Source organism: Mesorhizobium sp. M4A.F.Ca.ET.050.02.1.1 (assembly GCF_003997725.1).
In the GTDB taxonomy this organism is placed as follows: domain Bacteria; phylum Pseudomonadota; class Alphaproteobacteria; order Rhizobiales; family Rhizobiaceae; genus Mesorhizobium.
This window is the reverse complement of the sequence record NZ_RZSG01000984.1, coordinates 1-1,957: the sequence shown is the minus strand read 5'-3', so window position 1 is coordinate 1,957 and position 1,957 is coordinate 1. Positions and strand designations below refer to the sequence as shown.

Sequence of the window (1,957 nt, the reverse complement as noted above, 5' to 3'; positions counted from 1 at the left end):
TGAGACCGAGGAGGGGCGCCGCCCCTCATCCGCCCTTCGGGCACCTTCTCCCCGTGAACGGGGAGAAGGTGAAGACATCGCCATCATCGGCGGCGGTATCATCGGCATCTGCGCCGCCACCTATCTCGCCGAGGCCGGGCGCAACGTCACGATCTTCGATCGGACGGGCATCTGCGAGGAAACGAGCTCGGGCAATGCCGCCGCCTTCGCCTTCACCGACGTGCTGCCGCTGGCGCACAAGGGCATGATCCGGCAATTGCCGAAATGGCTTGCCGATCCGCTCGGCCCGCTCAGCATCCCGCCGGCCTATCTGCCGAAGCTGCTGCCATGGTTGGTCCGCTTTTGGCGCGCCGGGCGCGGCGACCGCTACGAGACGAGCCTCGCCGCACAGGCCGCGATGATGAGGCTTGCCGAAGCGGAGTGGATGGGTCTGCTCGACCGCTCTGGCACGAGGCCAATGCTACGCGAGGACGGCTCGCTGGAACTCTACGAGAGCGAGGCCGAGTTCCACGCCTCGCTGTCCGGCTGGGCGGCGCGTGAGCGCTACGGCATCGGCTTCAGCCATGTCGACGGTGCGGATCTCGCTGCGCTGCAGCCCGGCCTTTCGCCGCGCTTCATCAAGGGCACCTTCGTGCCGGGCTGGAAAACGGTCGCCGACCCCAGGCTGCTCGGCAAGGCGGTCTGGGCCCATGCCGAACGGCTTGGCGCCCGCTTCGGGCACGCACGCGTCGAGCGGATCGAGGCCGGAGCGGATGGCGCGACGATCGTGCTTGCCGACGGCACGACCCGGAGGGCAAACCAACTCGTCATCGCCGCGGGCGCATGGTCGCATCTTTTGGCCAGGGACGTCGGCGAGCACATCCCGCTGGAGACCGAGCGCGGCTACAACACGACGCTCCCCGTGTCGGCCTTCGACGTGAAGCGGCAGCTGATCTTCTCCGGGCACGGCTTCGTCATCACGCCGCTGGAAACGGGCGTGCGCGTCGGCGGCGCCGTCGAACTCGGCGGCATCGAGCGCCCGCCCAATTTCGCGCGGTCGAAGGCCATGCTGGAAAAGGCCAGGCGTTTCCTGCCGGGGCTCGATCCGTCCGGCGGGCGCGAATGGATGGGGTATCGCCCATCGCTGCCGGATTCGCTGCCCGTCATCGGCCGGGCGCGCGCGCCGAACATTTTCTACGCTTTCGGTCACGGCCACCTCGGCCTGACGCAGGCAGCGGCAACCGGGCGCTTGATCCGCGATCTCGTTCTCGGTCAGACTCCGCCCGTCGATCTCGCCCCCTTCGGCCCGCAGCGGTTTTGAACAGTCTTCTTGTCTTGACGCAATTCCGGACGGAAGGTTACGGCGAAGGCGCCGAACTTAACCGCTTCACACTTTTCCTGAAATTGCTCTAGGAAGCATCATGGCCAAAAAAACCTTCACCTGCATCGACGGCCATACCTGCGGCAATCCGGTCAGGCTGGTCGCCGGCGGCGGTCCGTTGCTCGAGGGCAAGACGATGATGGAGCGGCGGGCGCATTTCCTCGCCGAATATGACTGGATCCGCACCGGGCTGATGTTCGAGCCGCGCGGCCATGATGTGATGTCGGGCTCCATCCTCTACCCGCCGACGCGCGAGGACTGCGACATCGCCATCCTGTTCATCGAGACCTCGGGTTGCCTGCCGATGTGCGGCCACGGCACCATCGGCACCGTCACAATGGCGATCGAGCATGGGCTGGTGACGCCGAAGACACCGGGCGTGCTGCGGTTGGACACGCCGGCCGGCCTGGTCGTCGCGGAGTACAAACAGGTCGGCGAGTATGTCGAGGAGGTGCGCATCACCAACGTGCCGTCCTTCCTCTACGCGGAAGGCCTGACGGTCGAATGCCCCGGCCTCGGCGAGATCAGCGTCGACGTCGCCTATGGCGGCAATTTCTACGCCATCGTCGAGCCGCAGGCGAACTATCGCGACATGGC

2 protein-coding genes are annotated in these 1,957 nt (G+C 66.6%); both read left to right on the top strand.

Going from position 1 to position 1,957, the window contains the following annotated elements; genetic code table 11:
- A partial coding sequence (locus tag EOA33_RS33965) for an FAD-dependent oxidoreductase (protein WP_348628290.1) occupies positions 1-1,300 on the top strand: 1,300 nt, incomplete at its 5' end.
- 100 nt (positions 1,301-1,400) lie between these two features.
- On the top strand, positions 1,401-1,957 hold a 557-nt coding region (locus EOA33_RS33960; protein ID WP_190234470.1), incomplete at its 3' end, for a proline racemase family protein.